Consider the following 20,951-nt stretch of genomic DNA (forward strand, 5'->3'; position numbering starts at 1 on the left):
GGTTTCTTTTACGCGGCTTGCAGTTGCCGATCCATCGACGCGATGCACTCGCGCATCTGCTCGCGGCACTGGGCAATCAGCAGTGGCATGTCATCCAGGCTCAATCCAGCCGTAGGAATCGCCGGTAGCGAACGGATCAGAATCTTCCCACTGCGCCAACGGTTCAATCGCATGTGTTTAACGTAACTGCTGACACACACCGGAACAATCGGCACTCCAGCGGCAATGGCCATTTGAAAGGCGCCTTTCTTGAACGGCAGCAACTCTTCGCCCAAGTTGCGCGTGCCTTCCGGGAAGACCCAGATCGAGGTGTCTTGATTCTGCAGCGTGTGGGTAGTGGTCAACATCGACTTACGCGCTTTCTGCGCATTGCCGCGATCGATCAGTACATTGCCTGCCAGCCAGAACAACTGCCCAAACAGCGGCACCCACTTCAGGCTCTTCTTGCCGATACACACGGTGCGTCGGGGCACCACGTTGCCGAACACAAACAGATCGTAGTTGGACTGGTGGTTAGCGATGATCACGCAGCTGTCGGGTTTATCCATCAGCGGTCCGACGTCGGCCTTCACCCGCAGACGCAAAATGCACATCGCCGGCCATGCATAAAGACGCGCGCACAAACGGCTGTTGTCCGGATTGAACGGTCGGCACAGGCCGAGAGTCACCCCAAGCACACCGGCCAGAATAAAGTGCAGGCCCATCAATAACATACGAAACACAAACAGCATTTACAGGCCCCACCGGGACAAAAGGTGGCGCAGTGTACGGATGTGCACTGTTTTCGGCAATTGTCGCTATAGAGGTGGGAGATAGGCGATGTTTGAGCGCATGTTTCCGACTTATGGGTCAGACGCAACCTAGAGCGGTTGTAGGCTTTTCAACGGAGCGCGTAAGAAAAAGCCCGACACGACGGTCGGGCTTTTCGGTATTTCAGGTTTGGGCTTAAACCAAAGGCTCTTGATCCTGGATGATCGCGTTGTCCAGCGTCTCCAGCAGCGCTTTGCGCACTTTCAACTTGGTGTTTTTGTGAGCCGTCATGTTGATCTTCTTCAACTGACGAGCCGCCGCCAGCGCCGCGCCTTGCAACTCTTCGGCCGACACCACCAGATCGAGGAAACCGGCATCCACGGCGCTCTGCGGATTAAACATCTCACCGTTGATGACGGAGCGGTGGAACGCCGACTTGCGCAGACGATCACGGGCCAGCTCGATACCGGCGTGGTGCATGGTCATGCCGATCTGCACTTCGTTCAGACCAATGCTGAACGGGCCGTCGACACCAATGCGGTAATCCACCGACAACAGCAGGAACGCGCCCTTGGCCACCGCATGCCCAGGGCACGCCACGATTACCGGGAACGGGTGCGACAACAGACGACGAGCCAGCGTCGAACCGGCAGTCACGAGCGCCACGGCCTCTTTAGGACCGGAGGTCATCACCTTCAAGTCATAACCGCCCGACAGCATCCCGGGCGTACCGGTAATGATCACCACCGCACGATCAGTCACCGCCTGATCCAGCGCAGCGTTAAATGCAGCAATCACGTCCGGAGAGATGGCATTGACCTTGCCATTGCTCAAGGTCAGGGTCGCGATACCGTCTTCGAGATGGTAGGAAATCAACTCACTCATGACGCATTCCTTTCAATAAAGTAGGGCAAACGTTACCCACCGCCGCAGGCCAGGTAAAGCGCCGTGACTGACCGCCCAGTCACCCTTTTCCCGCCCGGCAAGCGTCGCCCGCTACGCCAGCCGCGCATTGCCCTCTATATAGAAGCGGGGCGCGAAGCCGGAGATTGGCCGGTTTGCCATGGCCCGGAACTCACTGGAGCGACTAAATCGCTAACCGCATGAAAATTCTGAAAAAAATATTTGCCATCGGAAAAGCTTTCGACTATATTAGCGCGCCTCGACAGACAGAACATGTTTGAAGAGATACGGTGAAGTGTCCGAGTGGCTTAAGGAGCACGCCTGGAAAGTGTGTATACAAGAAATTGTATCGAGAGTTCGAATCTCTCCTTCACCGCCACTTTTAGAAAAGCCCTGTAATTCAATGAGTTACGGGGCTTTTTATTTTCCGATTGTACTACTCGATTGTACTACTTGTGAGCCCCTCCCGCCGTCCGGCACTCAGCACCAATCCCAAGTCAGCAGTGTTACAGATCCCAAGTGCGTCCCTACGCCAAATCTGCCAGCCTCGCAGCACCATACCCCACCAGTTTGCACCCAGCGTCACGCCGCAACATGGCCCCACGTCTGGGGACGTCTACCGCTCGTCAACTAAATAAAAATAAGTGTTGCAATATCGTAAGAAGTGTGTTTTTTCACTTGACAGAATCAGAAAAGATGGTAGAGTTTGCTTAGTTAGATACAACTCCTCAGTAACGCCCCCCAAAGTTTCCCCGCCTGCTCGACGACATAGTTAGGTTTAATCCTTTACCGAACTGTGTTGTTTAAAACTTGTTGTCGATTCCAAGTGCAGAAGATCGACATTATTCCTTAAGAGTTGTTGCCATGATGGCTATAGAGTTAGGCATATCTCTATTGTCGTTAATGCCAGTCCTCGGCCGTCAGGACGCAACAGAAGACGGTCACTAACTCTATTTCTCTGCAATGCAGAGAAAGTCTAAGCACTACTCAGTGCTAACAACTGATAGCCAGCTCCCCCGAAACTCTCACACGGAGTTAAAGGTTTTCTTTGGCTTATCGAAAGCAACTACACACTCAGAGATACAACTAATGATAAAGCGTTATCCGCTCAAGCGGAAATACTGCCATCACTGCGGGGCTATGTACTATAGTCGCTCTCACCGCAGTCGCTGGTGTACCGGTACATGTCAGACTCGCAACTACCGTGCAGCCCTGAAGCAGACACAGGCAGAGCTGGAACTAGAGTTCAATGCACAAGAGGCACACCAACAACCCAACCAACAAGAAGCGGCAGCATGACACAACAACTGTATATCGAAGTGGATAAAGTCCACACCGGAATCATGGGGCTGACAGATCGCATAGGCGAGTCGAGCCGATATGAGTATGTGCCCGTTACTCAGGCTGAAGTCGATTTCATCAATCGTCTTGAGAATGAGGTATTCCCCTCGGGAACTATCGCAACACTTAGCGACCTGGAGTCGTATCGGGCGGCGCAGCAGAACGTTGCGAAGGCTAAGCAAGCTCATGCAGCAGCACAGGTGAAGTTCGCCAAAGCCAAGGCAGCAATTAGCATGGCCAAGGCCGAACTGAAGTTGTTCATGAGCAAAGCTGCTGCGGAGCGAGGCCTCACCGTTACAGAGCTGGAAGGCCTTCTAGAAGATCGCCAGAAGCGCCTTATAGCCGCCAATGACCCAAGTAATACCAAACCATCCTATAGCGATGACAAGGCCCGACAGAGCCTTATAACGCAGATCAAAACACGTAAGAAATCTAAGTAATCATAAGGAACAACAAGCATGACAACTACAGCTACACACGTATACGGAACTAACGTTATCGAGATCGAAAAACATAGTGACGAAGAACTACAGAAACTAATTAAGCAGAGAGAAGTGCAATACTTCCGTAATTGCATGTCGCCAGCATATCCGGACTTGGGTGTGAACGTGTCTTGGATAAATGAGGAGCCGCTAACTCAGGCTCTTAATGAACTAGCAAGCTGGTTTAAAAATGGGTACACCGTTGAAACTTCCCTTTGTCGTCCACTGTATCTTAGCGTACAGCTTAAGAAGCCGGCGACTATTATCGATGCCGATCTTCTTGAAGTTGCGGAGCAGGCGAAGGTTAAATATACCGCAGACCGTTACGAGCGTAACCGACTCGAAACCCGCCGACAAATGGATATTACCATTTCTCGACGAGCCCGGGAGGCGGCTGCGGCTAAAGCTAAAGCAGAGGCAGAACTTCAGGTAAGCGAAGAAGAGTTCGCACTTTCTGATTTGCTCGCCGCGTACTCCCCAAAGAAAGCCTCGACAGCCAAGTAACTTCTTCTGCATTATATCTGCCTTCCCTGACACAGCTTCCCGATAGTCAAGCCGAAACGGCCCAACTGACTACGTCGGTTTTCTGCTGTCTGGCGAAAGGCGTTTAGTGGCGGCAGGTAGGCTGGGGATTGCATCCGTTTCAGGCTATCCCCCGCGAGTTAGACACCTCCAGCCGACTTTCATTTTGCAGAACTTCCATTTCTAAGGAGTACCCACCATGAGGATTTCTCTCAACGATGCATCCACAGGGCGTCTGCTTGCCTTCATGCAGGCGCGTGGTATTACCAACCCAACACACGGTCTGAACGTGCTTATCGCAGAGGCCGCACAAAGATCCCTGATCCCAGTAAAAGTGGACAACGATGGCAACGCCCCCCCTAACCACAATCAAGCAGCTTGAAGTCCCCTGCACCAACTGCGGAACATTGTTTAACCGCAGGCCCGGTGGCCGCTCAACGTGCAATAGCGCCTGCAAGTCGGCAGCACAGCGTAAGCAGAAGGCGCCCAAGATCACCCGCCAGCAGCAGAAAGTGCAGCGCCGTAAAGAGCGCCTGACTGAGAATGCGTTTGGCTTGTGGTTGATCGATCAGGCCGACCGAGCTGGCACTGTTCAGACTTATCAGGGCATCGATGCTGCTGGCCTGCACCAACTATTAGCCCTGCACAACTACCGTAAGCGGCGGTACGGCTGGGTCGAAGCAGGACACGGCAAAGACGCGTATCACCTCTGCCATGTGCAGGGTCTCAGGGGGCGTGATGGTTCCACTGGCCTGACAACTTCGCTGAACCTGTTCGTTGGCCTCGACCATCTGAACCAGCGGCACGGTAACAAGCCCGTCAATGCTTGGGCGGGTGCATCGATTCCCAAGTCTGCACGGCAGCGGAAGTGGGACATCACCCCCGGCATGACGCTGGATCAGAAGCTACAGAAGCTTGCCGATTTCCTTGGCAACGAACTGGATACCTTCCTTGATGGACTGGACAAGATACCCCAGCGGACTGCACGACTACGGTTAGCCAGGGCAATTCACAAGCGGCAGGGCGATGAACTGTACGAGCCTCTAGACCGTCGCTACACCTTGGCGGAACTTGAATCGAAAAAGATGCCGGATTTGCAGGCGCTGGATGCCATCCAAACTGGTCGGGAGGCAAGCAAGGATCTTATCTTCTTGAACTGCCCACCCGATTCTCAGTTGGGTGTATTGCACGATGAATTGAAGCGGTTCTCTGCGGATCTGCCGGAAGGCAAGCATCGGGATAACTGCCGATTCATGCTATCGCTGTTGCGAGTGCTTGGTTTGTACCTTGCCCAGATCGACGATGCACAAGGCAAGGCCCGTGGTCGCTTCCTCGACTTTCCGAATGCTACTTGGTCGCCGCTACAGTACTTCTGCCCACAGAACCCATGGAAAACGTCAGCCCGTATTCTGGATTCTGACCGGCAGATGTTGGTTACATCGATCATAGAGGCAGCCCACAACGCATTACAGGGCCTGACCATCGACTGCGAAGCATTGAAGGAACAACTTGAAGAGCGCCTACATCTGCAAACTCTGGTACCAGTGGTACAAGCGCCCGATCAATGGAGTTGGGAAGCCTGCGAAGCCAGCTGGATCACCTACATCGACAACTTGTATAACTCGCTTGAGGGTACATGGCAGGCGCTGCTGGATCTGGGGATCTGCAATGAATCGCAAGTCTTTGTCGCTCAGGATGGTGTCCTGCGGAGTTTGCAGGCAGCTATAGAGCGGGGGCGTGAGCAGTACCGTAATAGCCGCAAGTACACGGTGTACGGCGTGACATTCCAACGCTACCCGGCCTATCTGGAATACCCGCCAGTATCAGCGGAACCGGTGTCCCTAGCTGCGTAAGTGCAGGGACCTCATTTCTGCAAACGACATCTATCCGTTATCTAACCCGGCTAGGCGTCGGCTACAGGGGCCAATACTTTTGTAGCACGTCAGTTCCCCTGTTTGTGGCGCGATTCCACTACAGTTGCTAAGCCAGCCTCTCTTTTCGTGCAACTTTCCATTGGACGCAGGAAAGTTGGCCATCCAACCGGCCGTCGAATCCAATAGCGGACGGTTTGATGTGCTAGCCAATTGCCGCTAAAAATAATTGCATAGGTCACAATAATAGGTGATGAGATGTTATTGAGATTTGTTGTCGTCCCCGGGATACCTATTGAAACGGGATCAGTACGTGTCGGTGCCCGCTTCTACGCCAGCATGGCGACTAACGGATTCAACATCTACGACAACAAGGAAAAGTGTCGCCTACCCCTATCATTTCCGACACGAGCGGAAGCTGAAGCTGCGTGTGAAGCGAAAAACTCAGACCACTTTTATCGCGATGAACTGATTTGCGACCCACGAGATTCTTAAGTCGTTCGTTGAGCGAGGCGACCGCATTCTGGCTAGTACCAACAAACGACCGTTAAACGATACCTTTTTGACGAGCGGTATTAGGTATCATAAAAATAGGCTTTGAGCATTGTCGATACCTTGATACGCTGATACCACCTTAAGTGATACTAGTGGAGTCACCCGCCATGTCCCGCACTTTCCTTTACTGCCGCGTCAGCACATGCAGCCAGTTCACCGAGAACCAGGTGCAAGAAGTGAAAGCCGCTGGCTTCGATGTGCAGGGCAGCCGGGTAGTCGAGGAAACAATCTCAGGCAGCATCGCTGCAAAGGAACGTCCCGGCTTTCAGAAGCTGCTCGATAGGATGGAGTCTGGCGACGTGCTGATCGTGACCAAGCTCGACCGCCTAGGCCGGAACGCGATGGATGTCCGTCAGACAGTCGAGCATCTGGCAACGTCGGGCATCCGTGTTCATTGTCTCGCCCTTGGCGGCGTAGACCTCACCAGTGCAGCAGGAAAAATGACCATGCAGGTGCTGAGTGCCGTGGCTGAGTTTGAACGTGACTTGCTGATCGAGCGTACTCAGTCGGGCTTGAAGCGAGCAAAGGCCGAAGGTAAAAAGCTGGGAAGACCAGAGGCAAAGGGCACCACAAAAGCAGTGTTTCATCACAAGGCATTGAATATGACGCAGGCAGAGGTAGCAGCTGTCCTTAAGATCGGCATTGCTACAGTCAAACGACACTGGAACAAGGCCTAATCCTCTTCTAGCGAATACCGCAGCCCCGCCAAGTGCGGGGCTTTTCTTTGAACCTTGATATTTTGAATTTGTAGTTGCCGGCAGCGAGGTGGCACGGGAATGGCTCTTAACCTCGACCCACCCTGTGCGGGAAATCCGCCGATCTGCCAGATTCTCCGCCCTGATATTCCGCCACAGATTCACAGGCAATATTCGGCCAAGGGCAGGTGCCGATTTTGAAAAGTTTGGGTATCAGCGGATTTCAAAGAGTGGCTTACGACCGACAGAGAACGGCCAATAGCGGTCAACCGTCCGATGAAATCTACATTAGGAACAAGATGTATCCCACGAGTGCAAACGACCAATTTATTAAGGTGCGTGCCGACACGGCGCTCAACCCGAATAGTCCTCAGAATCGAAGTCGCCGTATTTGAGCGGAAGTGCCGACCAGGCAGCCAAAAGTTGCTGCTGACGTGTAATTGCCTCATCCCACATAGGGCTATAAGCTTTGTTCTCTCTCAATAGCTGATGCAACGTGTCCGTGGCCTGCACATAAGCGAGATGGATCTCAATGGCTTCCTTTAAAAACGCTTCTCGCTGGCGCACTGGAATTCTCCGGGGGCAATGAGCGGAGTATGGGCCAGCTGCAACGACTCAGCTTACAAACGGAGCATTGTTAGGGGCCGCCCCTGATGGGAAATTTATAAACGCGTCCCAGCTTTCGTAGGCATCGTGCTGCCTCTTGCTCGCTGCGTCCCAGTCAGGGCCTGAAACACATCTGGCTGACACCAACATCATCATTCCCATCGTCGCGGCGTCCAGTTCCATCAAGAGTTTATGTGACTCGATTCTGAAGTCGTCGATAGACGCCATGGTCTTTGCCCCCCGGCGGACCTCACCGCCATTGAAGAACCGGTGCTCCTCGGACGGTTGAGTGCGGTTGTAGGGGGATAGTTCATCCCGATTGATCGCCTCTACGCTTGAATTCCTTCTGCTGCTACCGCTGCAAAGGAGCAGGTTGCATGCGTACGCCAACCGCTTTTGATCTAGCCGGAATGAACGTCCGCAAAGGGTCGATTGCAGCCCTTCGCGACCGGCAACTGTCGGCCAGAAGCGGACTGTCGCAATGCCACAAGTCCTGAGCCTAAATCCGAAAACTTCAGCTTCTCCGGTCCTTCCCGTCCCAGACACATGGCCACCCTATAACCCACTCCGTTCTCATTGCGAAGGCGCACTGCTCAGAACAAGCCACACGGTTCGCGACGTCCAGCGAAAACACGTTGAGCGACTATAATGTGTCTGTCTGTCAAACAATCTAAAATAGTAATGACCTTGATCGGCGATTAACTCGATGAAAAAAGCCTCGTTTGTACTACTTTTAATTATTTCGCTTTACTCGTTAAAGCCTCTAGCACAGGGATGCCCGACACGCATTACCGACTTTGACAACCACTATATAAATATAACTCCACTCATCGAAAAAAAATACACCATCGAGCAGCTAGAGAAAGTATTAAGCACACTCAAAAACGGCATGAATAATGGTCAGGAGTACTTCAACATCCAAGAAGTTAAAAATATGGGCGAGACAAGTGGCACAGGCTTTCAACATAGTTCATTTACTGATATGAGCGTAGTATACTCGACCCAAAGACCCTTTAACTATCCATATGTAGACAAACATAGAGATGAAGCACAAAAAGTAGCAGAACAAAGAATTGCCGCCTATGAATGCAGCAAGCGATTCGGCTGGCCATCTGCCACAAATAGCAGAAGCCAACCAAGCCCATCAATATCAAATCAGCCACCTAAAAAAATAACACGCCCGACATCAGAGATTACAAATGTCGCGACACCCACCACCACACTTAAACAGCCTGCCAAGAGCAATGAATTAGCCAAACTAAGTAACGAGACTGATAAAGACTTTATAGCAAGATCAAGCTTCTCAAAATCCGCTAACGCATTAGGGGATAATAACTGGGAAGAACGCGCAGCCAACAACAAAGAAAAATTTGAATACGCAAAACAGGCGAAAAACTGCGTTTCCGAACAGCAAGAACAGGATGGAATTGTATATTTTTACAATCATTGCAACACACCAATCTATGCCATTTTTTGCTACGCAGGCGGTGAGTTCCACCAATGCGGAAAAGGTGAAGGGGCTGTTGAGCCGCCGCCTGGGGGTCGAGAAGGCGCACATGGGCCAGGCACCCATGGAGCGCCTTTTGCAACGTACATATTCGCCTGTCCTGGAGATTTTAGGCCCTGGGTGAAATGGACCGGCAATACACTAGAAGGGGATTGCAGGAGATTCATACAATGAAAAAAAGTACTCTCGCCTGCTTAGTTTTAAGTATATTTATGAACTTCCCTTGCAGTAGCGCCGAACTCGTACGCTTACAAAATTGGGATACAGCGACTTACCCTAACTCTCCAAAAAAACTTATCAACCAAATGGAGCATGACCCATATGCCAGAGCAGGCAGCGGCAAACTGCTCAAAGTAAAAATAGGTCAGAACACGTTTATTGAAAATAATGGCTTTCTGGTTTCCGATCAATTAATCTCCCCCGCAGCAACAACGCACAAAACAACATTAACTTATCACGGCTTTGTACAAGTTAACTCTGACAACACCCCACTAAATATAATATTCAATGCCAGCGCACAAAACTGGCTAGAATTTGGTTTTACAACATATTTAAAAGAACGCTCCAAAAACGGGATTGATAGAGAGCTAATTCAAAACTGTCGCTCTACAAGCAAGACATTCGCAGACTTGCTTATACATGGCGTCCCAGGATACATCTGGGAGATAAACTGCCAATCAGATTGGCATTCTGCCCCTAAACCATATTACCGGAGCTGGATAGCCATTTATTATTATTCGGATTATCTTGGGATTTCAATTAAGACTGTCGACGAGGCCTACCCACCCAGTCGCACCGGCGTCCATCCGGATACAGAAATAACCTTTATAGATGAACACGGAAAGTTTAGAGCCATTACAATTCCCAACAACAATATGAGATTGAAGCGCTACATTTACTAGCAGATGGAGAACAGCGAAAACTTGGCTGTTACCCGCAAAAAGTCTCGGCATGCACCAGTTTCAGACGCAAATAGTGTCGAAGGCCGGCGCCTATCACTAACTGCAACGTTTCATCCGATTCAGCGCAACTCCAACAACACCAGTGACCGCTACGGGTCGTTTTCAGCCCGTTGCGACGGACAGCAATCGGCCCAGAGTGTGTAAAAACGCTGACCAAAAATCGAAGTGCGCGCTCCTACGTCAATTCTAGAAAAGCGCGGCGGGTCAACAGACCTGAAATTTACATAAGAGCGCGATTTTCAGGTCAATTTTTAACCAGTCGAGCCCTCGTGAGAGTTTTTACACAGTCTGGGCCAGAAGCGGACATCCGGAAGCGCCTGAAAAAAGCAAAGCCGATCTAATCTGTTTCCGCTAAAGTCTGCAGATAAGGAAAGCTCCCCCTAGGGGCACGAATGATAGAGTTGATCTCGTATGGATGCAGGCAAGAGGAAAGAGCAGTTCAATATTGCTTATGTGCACGCAATGGCAGCCCAAGCAGGGCTTAACCCAAGTCAGCTGATGGTTGACGACGACAGCATCGATATCCAACTTTCGGGTAAGGGATTTACCGGCCAGCTCCGGAACCCCATGGTTCAGTTACAGCTGAAATGCACCTCTCAGGATTTGGTGTCTGGAAACGTCATCAAATTCCCTCTGTCTCGCAAAAACTTCGACGATCTTCGCGGCAGTAACGTGATTTGTCCGCGTTACCTCGTTGTGCTATTGGTCCCAGAAGATGATGGGTTGTGGGTCGAGCATCATGCCTCGCACATGACTCTGCACAACACCTGCTATTGGCTGTCACTCAGGGATTATCCAAGTACTAGCAATAACTCGTCGGTAACCGTTGAGATCCCGCTTACACAGCGGCTAACCACCACCAGCTTGCGACACCTGTTAACGCTGGCCAGTAATGGGGAAAGCGTATGAGACGGGATGAGCTCGCCAAGCATCTTAACGACATAACTCCAGCACATTTGGAGACATACATGCTGTCCCATGGTTGGTTTCGCGATGGCGACTTCAAAGGGCTGGCGTCAATATGGCATAGATCCGGCACTGATCAGTCCGATGCGGAAATTCTGCTGCCTAGTTCAGCTTCTGCTAAAGACTTCGCAGACCGCATGGTGGATGCAGTAATTGCTATATCGCTATTTGAAGATCGATCGTTTCTAACCGTATTGAAAGAAGTCATGGGACACTTTGCGGACCTAGTCCGTATACGTGTATTTCACAACGACGTTGATGCCGGGACTATTCCGATAAATGACGGTGTACTTCTAAACATACGCGCGCGTGATCTGATGGCCTCTGCGGTGATGTCTACAGCTTCGAAGCGACGGCATTTTATGGGGAAGCGCTCGCCAGAGGTGAAGGCATACATCGATTCGCTCCGATTGGGGCAGACCGAGTTTGGTAGTTATATCGTAAATATAATCGCTCCAGTTGGGCCGAGTCAGAGCGATCAGGGATCTTTTGAAGATGTTCCATTGTCCAATATCGTCACTGCGAATTTGGCATCTAGTCTTGAGGCTCTTACCTTTGCGATCGATGAATTCTCATCAGTTGGAGACCTCACCGTATTTGATGCGGCAGTTACCAGCGGGGCAAGCTCCAATATGTGCGATGCACTTGTAGGACTCAGCGGTGCAGAAAAGAAGCGAGGTTTTGAGATTTCAATCACCCCGTCGCATCGCCCTGAAACCGTTTCACAAATTAAATCATTTAGATTTGATGTTGAGAGCGTCGTCAAAATTGCGGACGCTTCAGCCTATTACAAAGACAATTATGTCCTACCAGCGCGGACTATTATAGGTTCCATCAAACGATTGGACAGGCCGTTGAATGATGAGGCGGGTACCATCACAATTGCGACGATGATTGGCGAGATTGAAAAGCATGTATCTATTCAGCTTGGGCCTGATGAATACATGGATGCCGTAAATGCGCATAAGCAGAAAGCTGCGATTCAATGCACTGGAGATCTTCATGTTTCAGCTCGAAGCTCGAAGCTACTAAATCCATCAGGCTTTCGGGTCCTATCGAACGGTGAGTTTCCCTTCTGACTAAGTCAAGCTGGTAGTCGTTAAAGGGGTCGTAACGAGGTAGTCTGGGTGACCATCGGTGTAAAACGCTCTGTGGCTTTCCACACTGCGTGGGCTTGAGGGCTATGTAGGATGGACAGTGCTTTCTTGACCATCAGCTTTTGCGAGTGGCCGCAATGGGGCGCCTTCTGCCGGTCATAACCACGAAGAGTGCTGGTCAAATCCAGTTCAAAGGACTGTTCATATCGAATGCAGACAATTGGGTTGGCCTTAGCAATTACTTACCCAGCCCCAGCCAGCGGTAAGATGAACTAGGATTCCCGCATCACCACTCAAGGACGATAGCCATGTCAGATAAGTCAGAAGCCAACATCGCCACGGCAGACGCTCTAACCCTTCTTTTGCATAATCAGCACGCTCTAGCTGCCTCGATGGAAGAAGTAATCAAGTGGCTCTCAGAGAACGGAGTAGGGATTGTCGCCGATAACGCAATGACTGCCATGGACACGCTGGACGTAAATGCACAAGCGATTACAGATGCCATTATGCGACTACGCCTTTAATCGCTGACAGCCAGAGAGTAGCAGCCTACAATCTGTCCCGCTCACCCGGTGTGAACAGTGCCTATTCTCGCTGGATGCAGTACGTCACGCCGGGTGAGCTCCATCATTATTTTTCCAGCCTGGATCTGGATCGCCTCAAGAGTTGCACTCATTTTCGCGGAGCGGGGCATGGACTCCGTGGAAAACGGTCTTGGTTAGTTGACCAGTATCCATCCGCTGTTCTGGTAGCTAGCCCATACCTTCGTGACGAGGTAACAGGCTAACCCAGCGAACAGCAGTCTGTTTCGGGCCCTGTAGAACTTGGCTATTCTATTGACGCTACGATCGCCAAGCTCGTTTAGCCTTCGTTTCCTGGTGTTGGGGTCTCTGATTTGTAATGCCTTGGTGTTGTCGTACATGAGTACCAACTTAGCCTCTAGGCGTTTGAACCCGTAGACCGCACTGCTGGCAAACACTAACAGGCTACACAGAAGGAATGTTTCCTTGTTGATCCCTAGTCGCCCGTACGGGTTGGTCTGGGCTAGATAGGCACATATCGTCAGTGTCGCCCCGAGGATGAAATAGTCCAACTTGGCATCTTCGTCATGTGAACGGTAAATCAACTGGTCTATCCGATCCTGTTCTTCAGCCATGTTCACTTCCCTTGTAGTGCCGTATCGGTGGGTGATCGATGTTACCGGGTGCAGTAGCTGGCTGCCATCACGTCACTTGGTTGACCTAGAGCTAGGTCTTGTCCTTGGGTGAGTAGTCACCGTAGGCGTACCCCAGTTGTGTCTTCTCCTGTTCACGTTCCCGCTGGTACATGTCAGTCAGCGTCCACTTCAGCCGCTCGTGTTCAACCTTCAGGGCAGCCAGCTCAGTGGAGCTTTCCCGGTACATGACGATCAGTCCGGCGATGTTCTTGTGGGCCTTCCTTAAGTCTCGACGTGTCGTCTCCAGTTCCGCACACAACAGGTCACAGTGGTGCTTCAGCATCTCCGTGCGGGTTGGCATCCCCAATTCAAACCCGCTGTCATCGATCAAATCGTCTTTCATCCCGCATGCACCGAATACTGTATGTGCGTACAGTATCTGGCTGGGAGATGGTGTTCAATCTGTCCGCGATGGGTGGTCCGCGTTACTCGGTTATTAGGGTCGCGAGCTTTGATATCGCTTCCAGCTTCTGTGCTGTCGTCGCACCTTTCGAATACACAGCATGCGTCACTGATTTATTCCCATGGCCAACCAGTTCTTTTGCCAAGGCGTCTGGCACGTCAACCCTGACCAGCCCAGTGACTACGGTATGACGGTAACTGTGGAAGACGTGGAGCCTGCTGAAGCCTGCTGCTGTACGCAATCTGCCAAACGCCTTGGATATTGCGTGTGAGCGGTGGCCGTAGTGATTGTGTGAGCTGGTTGGGATGAGGAAGGTGTCTGTGGAGTCTTCGCTGAGTCGATCGATGGTCGGCAACAAGCTTGGGTGAATCGGCACTACACGTTTGCTCGCCTTGCTTTTGCTCCGTGGGAAGTTGAAGCACCGGATGCCATCAACAGTGATGACGCTGTCTTTGCTGAGTTGGCAAAGTTCTTCGATACGAGCCCCGGTGTACCAGCCCAGTGAGATAAGGTCCGCAAGCGGTTTATCTTGGTTATTCAGTGCGGCTTGATGCAGCTTGAGGGTATCGTCCCGCGTGAAGATTTCCCGGTCTTGGCCTGCTATCTCGGAGCCTCCGCCCTGTGGCAGTTCGTGGCCGCTGAACGGGTTCACCTTGTCTTTATATTCTTCACGCCAAGCAGGGTCGTACTTCATTGCCCACTTCCAGAACGCAGTACCAGCCATGAGGTACTGACCTAACGTAGCTGGTGCACGATCCAGCGATTTCAGCCATGCGTCTACCGTGTCGAAGTTGACCGGCAGCCCTTCATGCTTGAGGAAGTCCGACAGTCGTTCCATTTTGCCCACTTGCTGATCGACGTGTTTTGGCGCGCCACCACGACTCTCCCGGAACTCTCGGTAGGTCTTCAGGCGAGCAGGGGTGATGGGTGACTTCGGCTTGTACACGGTTGGATCTTGGGCAATCGCCTTCGCTTCGGCTGCTTCCGACGAAGTTAATCCGTACTGGGCTGTGGTCATCAGTGCCGTTAATTCTCGTTGGTAACCGGCAGATTGTTGCACTACGTCCATGTCGCTAGTGGTTTTTTGTGCTCCGTATTTCTTTACAAGGTCGACGACGCCCGTGGTCCCGAGACCTTCCAACTTGTGGGCGTTCATGTAGAGCGCATAGGCAGCATCAAAAAGTTTCTGCTTGGTAGCCTCAAGTTCCTCTGGGGTGTGCACCTTGATTTCAGGAGCATGTCTCGATGCAGCCAGAAAGCGTGCACCAACATCTTTGTCGAAGTCGTGACCCCATGCTGCAAGTTCGGGCCGCCAGTTCTCCTTGCGGGCCTGCACCTGTGCCCTAGCAGCAGCAATCTTCGCTTTCCACTCGGTAAGGAAAGGCAGGCGAGCGTCCATTGCTTCTCTGCGGAGTCCAGTTTTCAACGACCGGATAAAGGCCTTCGCCCCAAACACACGCTGTACATCAGCCGGAATAGCCATCTTCACATACCATGTGGATTCGCCTTTCTTCTGGATCAGGTTGTCTGCCATTGGAGCGCCGTGAGTGGGGAGTGGTGCAGCGGATTGTACTACTCAATTGTACTACTATGCACGCTGAAAGCCCCGTAATACTGGTCATGTTGGTCGAAAGGGGGGTTTAGTTCGAATCTCTCCTTCACCGCCAAATTCGATGTAAGCAAAACCCCTGATTTCGAGAGAAGTCAGGGGTTTTGTGGTTTCTGGTGTCTCAATTTCAAGCATGGCACCGCTGTTGGCCCAGGCGTATCAGCGAAGGCGTGTCTGAAAATGATGTAGGACAAGTGATAGGCGTGTGGGAATTTATGCTGGAAAGCCAGGCGGTTGGGTGCTTCCATGGGTTTCAGCAGCTCTCACGAGCCATCTCGGGAAGGGGTATTCGATTTGCGCCTCCAGGGTACAAAATGAATCAAAGGGCAGTGCACATGACGCCCCCCATTATCCGGAACGGACGTACGCACGTTATGCAGGAAATGACCATGAAACAGGCAGAGCTGGAAAAGGTTCATGTGGAGATCGTCAAGCTGCTCGCTGAGCAACGCAAGCTGAACGCCGAGGCCGGCAAGATGACCCGTGAAACTTTTTGGTATCCGGTGGCCGTTGCTATTGGCCTGATCGGTACGGTCGCCACTGTTACCGCAGTGTTGATCAAGCTGCTCTGATCCCCCGGACCGGTGATTGAGATTTGATTGTCCACCGGGCTTTTTTTGTCCGCTGCTATGCTTTCTTGACTCAAAGGAGGGCTCAGCCATGCCAACAAACGACCTCATTCCGTCCCTGATCTTCAAGCTCAACGAAAACCAACTCGCCATAGCCGCGGCTGTGGAACAGCTATCGATCTTTGTCGAACAGCGTGGCTCGGCCGACGTAGCAGTCAGTGTTCGCAACTCCTTGACGACACTTGATGAGAATTTGGTATTCATCACGCGTGGGGTTGCCGAGCTTATGAATGACCGGTAGTCATGATTCGGTGCATGCGCGAGGCTCATCGTTACAGGGGCTCTAGTTCGCCAGTACGATTTTCCGGATTATTAAGCCATTGTTCTGGATTTGAGGGCGCGTCGACCTATTCAATTCCTCCAGAAGTCCGGTCTTCAAGCGAGTTCCGTCCACCTGTTAGACTGGCAAAACCCCTCGAACGGAATCGACCTCGTGCCTACCCCTCACGCCACTTCCCGTCGCATTGCCAAACCTGTGACCGTCCTGTTGATGTGCTTGATGTCATCCCTCGCCAGCGCATCCACCGCCACAACCTTCCCCGACGCCGAAGCCAGCGATCCCGCAAAACTAGGCTGGATGGTAGGTTCGCCACCACCGGCAGATCGCTCCGTGCGTTTCGAAGATGGCAGCTATTTCCAGTTCCCGGCGATGCGCTGGAGTGTCTCGAACTTCCGTCAACTGATGCCAACGATCAACGTTTCACGGGGGCTGGGCGCACCGGTTCCATTGGTATCTGCGCTGCGTAAAGACATCGATGCGATCAGCTTCGTCCCGCTTGGCGCTAAGGCTCCGATGACGTGGGATCAATCCCTCGTGGTCACCTACACCGACGGGATTGTGGTGATGCATCGCGGGAAGGTGGTCTACGAACGTTACTTTGGCGTGCTGAAACCTGAAGGCCAGCACGCGGCAATGTCGGTGACCAAGTCCGTAGTCGGCACGTTAGGGGCGATGTTAGTGGCTGAAGGGCGAATCGATGCGAACAAGCACGTCGCCGATTACGTCCCTGAACTGGCGGCTTCTGCGTTTGGCAGCGCCACGGTGCGCCAGGTCCTCGATATGACGACCGGCCTCAAGTACAGCGAGGACTACGCCGACCCGAACGCCGAAGTCTGGGCTCATGCAAAAGCTGGCAGCCCTTTGCCCAAGCCAAAGGACTACACCGGTCCGCGAAGTTACTACGAGTTTTTGCAGACTGTTCAACAGCAAGGCGAGCACGGTAGTGCGTTCGGCTACAAGACCGTCAACACCGATGTGCTGGGTTGGGTCATCGCTCGAGTGACCGGCCGCAACGTCGCACAGTTGTTGTCGGAACGTATCTGGAGTCGTTTGGGTGCTGAGCAGGACGCCTATTTCACCGTGGACTCCATTGGCACCCCGTTTGCCGGCGGCGGCTTGAACACGGGCTTGCGTGACCTGGCACGGTTTGGCGAGATGTTGCGCAATGACGGCACGTTCAACGGTCAGCAAATCGTGCCCAAAGCGGTGGTTGATGACATCCGTCGTGGTGGCGATAAACGGGCATTCGCCCAGGCGGGTTACGATTTGTTGAAGGGGTGGAGCTACCGTTCGATGTGGTGGGTGACGAACAAAGAGGGCGGAGCCTTCATGGCGCGCGGGGTCCATGGACAACGCATCTATGTCGACCCGAAAGCCGAGATGGTGATTGTTCGCTACGCCTCCCATCCGGTCGCCAGTAATTCGGCTAACGATCCGGTCACCTTGCCGGCGTTTGATGCGTTGGCTCAACATCTGTCCAGGTTGCCTTGAGTAAATAGCCCTGGGCCATGAAGAAGGAAATTTAATGATCACCACCACAACCCACACCATCGAAGGCCGGCAAATCACCGCCTATCTGGACATCGTCAGTGCCGAGTCGGTGCAGGGTGTCAACGTTATCCGCGATATGTTCGCCGGGATGCGGGATTTTTTCGGTGGGCGCTCTCAGACATTGGAGCGTGCGTTGAAGGAAGCACGGATTCAGGCTACCGACGAGCTCAAGGAGCGGGCGCGGGCACTTCAGGCCGATGCGGTGGTGGGGCTTGATTTTGAGATCAGCATGCCGGCCGGGAAGGGCGGAATGGTGGTGGTGTTTGTGACCGGGACGGCGGTCAAGCTGAGGTGAGTGAGGCAAGGGGCCATTCGTCGGGCATGCAACAATCTGAATCACAAGTCCGGTAATGACCGACTAGTCTCAGAATCCTGGGTGGTCGGTATTTTTTAGGCAAATAGGGCTTGCCGGTATCGACCCTTTTGAGAGGGGAAAGGTATGACTGATCCGTATATCGAAGAGGAAGGGGCAGAGTTTCCGATCAACAATTGCGTTCAGTGTGGCCAAACGGAGTATGTGGCAGGCTTTGGTGAAGACCCGGTTCAAAACAACAAATTGAAAGCTGCGGTGCGCCGAGGGCCCAAGTCGAAGTTTATGCCCAAGGTGCGTACCAGGAAGTAACTATCAACTGTACAGCCCCCCCGCCATTGAGCGGGGTTTTCATTTTCATGACGTTGGCTCTTGGGATTTGGACAACAGGTACATAACTGGCTGTTGGTAATTTTTTTTCACAAACTTTTCACACCTGCCTACGTAGGCTCAACTCATCCGTTAGAAAGCAGTACCTGGCCCGTTCCCCAGCGGGCTTTTTTTTGCCTGTCATAAAACCTTTTCTATAAACGCTGTCCAACCGTCGCCTATAGCGAGGTTGAACCTGTGCGTGTCTGGACTTTTGCTCCTCTAAAGCATTCAATCTCGCCCCTTTCGGTTACCCCCTTTTTTTGAGGTTCTTGTCATGCGTTTAACACTGCCTGCTTTGGTTCTGGGGCTTTTGGTTGCTCAAGGTGCGATGGCTGCTGGTGATGGCACTGCCGCGATCGGTGGTGGTTTGGGTGGCGCGCTGGGTAATGTGGTCGGCCAGAGTATGGGCGGCAGCACCGGTGCAGCGATTGGTGCTGGTGTCGCGGGCGCGGCCGGCAGCGCTGTTGCCGCACGCAAAGGCAGCCGCACTAAAGCAGCCATTGGTGGGGGTGTCGGCGCGGCCGGCGGTTCGGTGATCGGCAACAGCCTCGGTGGCAAGACCGGTTCCACCATCGGCGCAGGCTTGGGCGGCGCATTGGGCGGCGGCGTGGGCAGCAACCTGGCCAAAGGTCACAAGCGTCACTGATCCTGATCGATAAGTTTAAAACGCCCGGCTTGATGCCGGGCTTTTCGTATCCGGATGTTTCTTCTTCACACTCTTCGGGTCTACCGCTGTCCAACGGTCAGCGCTGGCGTGGGGAAAAAGCTAGACTCCTGCCATCCGTAACGCGTTCTCTTACCCCCGATACGGAATTTAGAGGTTCATATCATGCGTTTGACATTGTCCACGTTGGTTCTGGGACTTTTGGTCGCTCAAGGTGCAATGGCAGCCGGTGACGGCACTGCTGCAGTGGGCGGTGGTATTGGCGGTGCGCTCGGTAACGTGGTCGGCCAGCAAATGGGCGGCAGCACGGGTGCAGCGATTGGCGCCGGTGTGGGTGGCGCGGCAGGTAGCGCGGTCGGCGCGAAGAAAGGCAGTCGCACAGAAGCGGCGATTGGTGGCGGTTTGGGGTCGGCTGGTGGCTCGGTGATCGGCAATAGCCTCGGCGGTTCTACCGGTTCGACCATTGGCGCAGGTCTGGGCGGCGCGGCGGGTGGGGCAGTCGGCAACAACTTGGGTAGCGACAGCGGCAGTTCGCACTCCGGTAGCGGCCACAAGCATAAGCATAAAAATAAGCACAGAAACAAACATCACTGATTCGACATCGAGCTACACCAGAAACCCGGCCCAGTGCCGGGTTTTTCATTTCTGGTGGTAGAACTCTGGAACGTTTGGTCGTAGGTCGCCTCGAACTTCATACACCCCAGAACGTTGTGAGGCATGCCATGACTCCTGAAACCGAAGGCAAGGAAGAGAAAGGCCCGAGCGGGCTTCCGTTCATTAACGATCCCGGTAACGAGGACCCTGGCTCGCTGATGGATGACGCAACGGTGCCGCTCAACGATTCCGATGATGCAGGCGATGTCGGAAACATCGAGTTCGAAGACGAGGAAGAGGACCAGGACGACGATTAACCATGCTTTGCGACAGACTCGACCGATCGTCTCTCTGATCGAACGCCTGCATGGCGCAATCCTCGAAATGTCAGGGCCTGCTTTTCAGGCCCCTCGAGAGGTGCTTTATGAACGCTGATCCGAAAGACTCCGACATCGACGATACCCCCGAATATCCGTTGCCTTCACCGACCGATTCTTTGAGTCGAGACCAGCGTCCGCCTGATGACGACACTGCTGTGGAGCAATTGCCGTCTGATGACGTGAAGCGAGGGGACGTGGAAGCTGACCCTGAAGATCCAGACATTGCCGGTGATGACTGCTCAAACGAACCGAGCTGAACGCATCGCCGCTCGTCGATTGTGCGGCACCTTTAAAAAGTGATCGCTGCCAGAATTCAGGTACGCACCCTTTAAAGGAGATGCACCATGATCAGGTCAAAATTGACGGCCCTGACGGTGATCGGCGTGTTGTCGGCCAGCTCAATGTCGGCGTTTGCTCAGTCCTCCGGCACCGAGGCACCTGTGGATAAGGGCGGGATGCCGCCGTACTCTGAAATGAATGCGGGCTCTGCGGACGGAAATGCACCGCCGCCTGGCACCATTGACGGTGGGAATGGTGGTGATGCAAACGGGAGTGGCACCAGCCCGGAGGCGGGAAGCGAGGCGAGAAGTGGTGGAAGTTCGATGGGGAGTGGTTCTGGGAGTGGGTCTGGAGGATCCGGTAGTTCGGGGAGTTCCGGGATGAGTGGGAGTTCGGGAGGAGGGACG

At 52.9% G+C, this 20,951-nt stretch carries 25 protein-coding genes and 1 tRNA gene; 20 read left to right on the top strand and 6 right to left on the bottom strand.

Features of this window, described 5'->3' with window-relative positions; translation table 11 throughout:
* Positions 1–8 precede the first annotated feature (8 nt).
* Both ACYZT5_RS34045 and ACYZT5_RS34050 read right to left on the bottom strand, forming a co-directional pair.
* Complete coding sequence (locus ACYZT5_RS34045; protein WP_462049176.1) at positions 9–731, bottom strand: 1-acylglycerol-3-phosphate O-acyltransferase; 723 nt, start codon at positions 729–731, stop codon at positions 9–11.
* A 214-nt stretch (positions 732–945) separates the two neighbouring features.
* A complete protein-coding gene (locus ACYZT5_RS34050) occupies positions 946–1,635 on the bottom strand; it encodes a crotonase/enoyl-CoA hydratase family protein (RefSeq protein ID WP_462049177.1) in 690 nt (229 codons plus the stop codon).
* A gap of 307 nt (positions 1,636–1,942) precedes the next feature.
* Here ACYZT5_RS34050 and ACYZT5_RS34055 point away from each other — a divergent pair.
* From ACYZT5_RS34055 to ACYZT5_RS34080, 6 genes are all read left to right on the top strand, one after another.
* A tRNA-Ser gene (locus tag ACYZT5_RS34055) sits at positions 1,943–2,032 on the top strand.
* Positions 2,033–2,948: 916 nt separating this feature from the next.
* Positions 2,949–3,434, top strand: a complete 486-nt coding sequence (locus tag ACYZT5_RS34060; RefSeq protein ID WP_462049178.1) for a hypothetical protein — start codon at positions 2,949–2,951, stop codon at positions 3,432–3,434.
* 18 nt (positions 3,435–3,452) lie between these two features.
* Entirely contained in the window at positions 3,453–3,980 is a 528-nt protein-coding gene (locus ACYZT5_RS34065) for a hypothetical protein (protein WP_462049179.1), read from the top strand.
* Positions 3,981–4,197: 217 nt separating this feature from the next.
* The gene (locus ACYZT5_RS34070) at positions 4,198–4,380 is read left to right on the top strand and encodes a hypothetical protein (RefSeq protein WP_462049180.1); all 183 of its coding nucleotides are present in this window, start codon (positions 4,198–4,200) and stop codon (positions 4,378–4,380) included.
* On the top strand, positions 4,343–5,851 hold the full coding sequence (locus ACYZT5_RS34075) for a hypothetical protein (RefSeq protein ID WP_462049181.1): 1,509 nt from the start codon (positions 4,343–4,345) through the stop codon (positions 5,849–5,851). Before ACYZT5_RS34070 ends, ACYZT5_RS34075 begins: the two co-directional genes overlap by 38 nt.
* A gap of 680 nt (positions 5,852–6,531) precedes the next feature.
* Positions 6,532–7,101 carry a recombinase family protein gene (locus ACYZT5_RS34080; RefSeq protein ID WP_462049182.1) on the top strand — a complete coding sequence of 190 codons (570 nt, stop codon included), beginning with the start codon at positions 6,532–6,534 and terminating at the stop codon, positions 7,099–7,101.
* Between the two features lie 372 nt (positions 7,102–7,473).
* Here ACYZT5_RS34080 and ACYZT5_RS34085 read toward each other — a convergent pair whose 3' ends face one another.
* Positions 7,474–7,686 (bottom strand): hypothetical protein, encoded by a 213-nt coding sequence (locus ACYZT5_RS34085; RefSeq protein WP_462049183.1) that lies wholly within the window; start codon positions 7,684–7,686, stop codon positions 7,474–7,476.
* Positions 7,687–8,431: 745 nt separating this feature from the next.
* Here ACYZT5_RS34085 and ACYZT5_RS34090 point away from each other — a divergent pair.
* From ACYZT5_RS34090 to ACYZT5_RS34110, 5 genes are all read left to right on the top strand, one after another.
* Positions 8,432–9,406, top strand: a complete 975-nt coding sequence (locus tag ACYZT5_RS34090) for a hypothetical protein (protein WP_462049184.1) — start codon at positions 8,432–8,434, stop codon at positions 9,404–9,406.
* A complete protein-coding gene (locus tag ACYZT5_RS34095; RefSeq protein ID WP_462049185.1) occupies positions 9,403–10,134 on the top strand; it encodes a hypothetical protein in 732 nt (243 codons plus the stop codon). Before ACYZT5_RS34090 ends, ACYZT5_RS34095 begins: the two co-directional genes overlap by 4 nt.
* Before the next feature lie 471 nt (positions 10,135–10,605).
* The gene (locus ACYZT5_RS34100) at positions 10,606–11,103 is read left to right on the top strand and encodes a DUF4365 domain-containing protein (protein WP_462049186.1); all 498 of its coding nucleotides are present in this window, start codon (positions 10,606–10,608) and stop codon (positions 11,101–11,103) included.
* 59 nt (positions 11,104–11,162) lie between these two features.
* Positions 11,163–12,239: a hypothetical protein gene (locus tag ACYZT5_RS34105; protein WP_462049187.1), complete on the top strand. Its 1,077-nt coding sequence runs from the start codon at positions 11,163–11,165 to the stop codon at positions 12,237–12,239.
* A 326-nt stretch (positions 12,240–12,565) separates the two neighbouring features.
* Entirely contained in the window at positions 12,566–12,781 is a 216-nt protein-coding gene (locus ACYZT5_RS34110; RefSeq protein WP_462049188.1) for a hypothetical protein, read from the top strand.
* Positions 12,782–12,975: 194 nt separating this feature from the next.
* Here the strand turns inward: ACYZT5_RS34110 and ACYZT5_RS34115 are convergent, their stop codons facing one another.
* From ACYZT5_RS34115 to ACYZT5_RS34125, 3 genes are all read right to left on the bottom strand, one after another.
* Positions 12,976–13,413, bottom strand: coding sequence for a hypothetical protein (locus tag ACYZT5_RS34115; protein WP_462049189.1), 438 nt, complete (start codon positions 13,411–13,413; stop codon positions 12,976–12,978).
* Positions 13,414–13,504: 91 nt separating this feature from the next.
* Positions 13,505–13,816, bottom strand: coding sequence for a hypothetical protein (locus ACYZT5_RS34120; protein ID WP_462049190.1), 312 nt, complete (start codon positions 13,814–13,816; stop codon positions 13,505–13,507).
* Between the two features lie 82 nt (positions 13,817–13,898).
* Positions 13,899–15,410, bottom strand: a complete 1,512-nt coding sequence (locus ACYZT5_RS34125) for a tyrosine-type recombinase/integrase (RefSeq protein ID WP_462049191.1) — start codon at positions 15,408–15,410, stop codon at positions 13,899–13,901.
* Between the two features lie 464 nt (positions 15,411–15,874).
* Between ACYZT5_RS34125 and ACYZT5_RS34130 the strand changes: the two genes are divergently transcribed.
* The 9 genes from ACYZT5_RS34130 to ACYZT5_RS34170 all read left to right on the top strand — a co-directional run bounded on the left by ACYZT5_RS34130 (position 15,875) and on the right by ACYZT5_RS34170 (position 20,522).
* Positions 15,875–16,057, top strand: coding sequence for a hypothetical protein (locus ACYZT5_RS34130; RefSeq protein ID WP_237886116.1), 183 nt, complete (start codon positions 15,875–15,877; stop codon positions 16,055–16,057).
* Between the two features lie 88 nt (positions 16,058–16,145).
* Entirely contained in the window at positions 16,146–16,355 is a 210-nt protein-coding gene (locus ACYZT5_RS34135) for a hypothetical protein (RefSeq protein WP_462049192.1), read from the top strand.
* A gap of 249 nt (positions 16,356–16,604) precedes the next feature.
* On the top strand, positions 16,605–17,885 hold the full coding sequence (locus tag ACYZT5_RS34140) for a serine hydrolase domain-containing protein (RefSeq protein ID WP_462052353.1): 1,281 nt from the start codon (positions 16,605–16,607) through the stop codon (positions 17,883–17,885).
* Between the two features lie 34 nt (positions 17,886–17,919).
* The gene (locus ACYZT5_RS34145; RefSeq protein WP_462049193.1) at positions 17,920–18,240 is read left to right on the top strand and encodes a YbjQ family protein; all 321 of its coding nucleotides are present in this window, start codon (positions 17,920–17,922) and stop codon (positions 18,238–18,240) included.
* 144 nt (positions 18,241–18,384) lie between these two features.
* Positions 18,385–18,567 (top strand): hypothetical protein, encoded by a 183-nt coding sequence (locus ACYZT5_RS34150; protein WP_462049194.1) that lies wholly within the window; start codon positions 18,385–18,387, stop codon positions 18,565–18,567.
* Between the two features lie 334 nt (positions 18,568–18,901).
* Positions 18,902–19,273: a hypothetical protein gene (locus ACYZT5_RS34155; RefSeq protein WP_059404653.1), complete on the top strand. Its 372-nt coding sequence runs from the start codon at positions 18,902–18,904 to the stop codon at positions 19,271–19,273.
* Positions 19,274–19,456: 183 nt separating this feature from the next.
* Positions 19,457–19,885: a glycine zipper domain-containing protein gene (locus ACYZT5_RS34160; protein WP_462049195.1), complete on the top strand. Its 429-nt coding sequence runs from the start codon at positions 19,457–19,459 to the stop codon at positions 19,883–19,885.
* A 128-nt stretch (positions 19,886–20,013) separates the two neighbouring features.
* Positions 20,014–20,202: a hypothetical protein gene (locus ACYZT5_RS34165; protein ID WP_462049196.1), complete on the top strand. Its 189-nt coding sequence runs from the start codon at positions 20,014–20,016 to the stop codon at positions 20,200–20,202.
* A 107-nt stretch (positions 20,203–20,309) separates the two neighbouring features.
* Positions 20,310–20,522: a hypothetical protein gene (locus ACYZT5_RS34170; protein WP_462049197.1), complete on the top strand. Its 213-nt coding sequence runs from the start codon at positions 20,310–20,312 to the stop codon at positions 20,520–20,522.
* Positions 20,523–20,951 lie beyond the last annotated feature (429 nt).

It is taken from the genome of Pseudomonas sp. LB3P14 (assembly GCF_054898045.1).

Coding starts and splice junctions, on each gene's coding strand:
- ACYZT5_RS34045 (WP_462049176.1), bottom strand. CDS start 731: ATGCTGTTTGTGTTTCGTATGTTATTGATGGGCCTGCACTTTATTCTG.
- ACYZT5_RS34050 (WP_462049177.1), bottom strand. CDS start 1,635: ATGAGTGAGTTGATTTCCTACCATCTCGAAGACGGTATCGCGACCCTG.
- ACYZT5_RS34060 (WP_462049178.1), top strand. CDS start 2,949: ATGACACAACAACTGTATATCGAAGTGGATAAAGTCCACACCGGAATC.
- ACYZT5_RS34065 (WP_462049179.1), top strand. CDS start 3,453: ATGACAACTACAGCTACACACGTATACGGAACTAACGTTATCGAGATC.
- ACYZT5_RS34070 (WP_462049180.1), top strand. CDS start 4,198: ATGAGGATTTCTCTCAACGATGCATCCACAGGGCGTCTGCTTGCCTTC.
- ACYZT5_RS34075 (WP_462049181.1), top strand. CDS start 4,343: ATGGCAACGCCCCCCCTAACCACAATCAAGCAGCTTGAAGTCCCCTGC.
- ACYZT5_RS34080 (WP_462049182.1), top strand. CDS start 6,532: ATGTCCCGCACTTTCCTTTACTGCCGCGTCAGCACATGCAGCCAGTTC.
- ACYZT5_RS34090 (WP_462049184.1), top strand. CDS start 8,432: ATGAAAAAAGCCTCGTTTGTACTACTTTTAATTATTTCGCTTTACTCG.
- ACYZT5_RS34095 (WP_462049185.1), top strand. CDS start 9,403: ATGAAAAAAAGTACTCTCGCCTGCTTAGTTTTAAGTATATTTATGAAC.
- ACYZT5_RS34100 (WP_462049186.1), top strand. CDS start 10,606: ATGGATGCAGGCAAGAGGAAAGAGCAGTTCAATATTGCTTATGTGCAC.
- ACYZT5_RS34105 (WP_462049187.1), top strand. CDS start 11,163: ATGCTGTCCCATGGTTGGTTTCGCGATGGCGACTTCAAAGGGCTGGCG.
- ACYZT5_RS34110 (WP_462049188.1), top strand. CDS start 12,566: ATGTCAGATAAGTCAGAAGCCAACATCGCCACGGCAGACGCTCTAACC.
- ACYZT5_RS34115 (WP_462049189.1), bottom strand. CDS start 13,413: ATGGCTGAAGAACAGGATCGGATAGACCAGTTGATTTACCGTTCACAT.
- ACYZT5_RS34120 (WP_462049190.1), bottom strand. CDS start 13,816: ATGAAAGACGATTTGATCGATGACAGCGGGTTTGAATTGGGGATGCCA.
- ACYZT5_RS34125 (WP_462049191.1), bottom strand. CDS start 15,410: ATGGCAGACAACCTGATCCAGAAGAAAGGCGAATCCACATGGTATGTG.
- ACYZT5_RS34130 (WP_237886116.1), top strand. CDS start 15,875: ATGAAACAGGCAGAGCTGGAAAAGGTTCATGTGGAGATCGTCAAGCTG.
- ACYZT5_RS34135 (WP_462049192.1), top strand. CDS start 16,146: ATGCCAACAAACGACCTCATTCCGTCCCTGATCTTCAAGCTCAACGAA.
- ACYZT5_RS34140 (WP_462052353.1), top strand. CDS start 16,605: ATGTGCTTGATGTCATCCCTCGCCAGCGCATCCACCGCCACAACCTTC.
- ACYZT5_RS34145 (WP_462049193.1), top strand. CDS start 17,920: ATGATCACCACCACAACCCACACCATCGAAGGCCGGCAAATCACCGCC.
- ACYZT5_RS34150 (WP_462049194.1), top strand. CDS start 18,385: ATGACTGATCCGTATATCGAAGAGGAAGGGGCAGAGTTTCCGATCAAC.
- ACYZT5_RS34155 (WP_059404653.1), top strand. CDS start 18,902: ATGCGTTTAACACTGCCTGCTTTGGTTCTGGGGCTTTTGGTTGCTCAA.
- ACYZT5_RS34160 (WP_462049195.1), top strand. CDS start 19,457: ATGCGTTTGACATTGTCCACGTTGGTTCTGGGACTTTTGGTCGCTCAA.
- ACYZT5_RS34165 (WP_462049196.1), top strand. CDS start 20,014: ATGACTCCTGAAACCGAAGGCAAGGAAGAGAAAGGCCCGAGCGGGCTT.
- ACYZT5_RS34170 (WP_462049197.1), top strand. CDS start 20,310: ATGAACGCTGATCCGAAAGACTCCGACATCGACGATACCCCCGAATAT.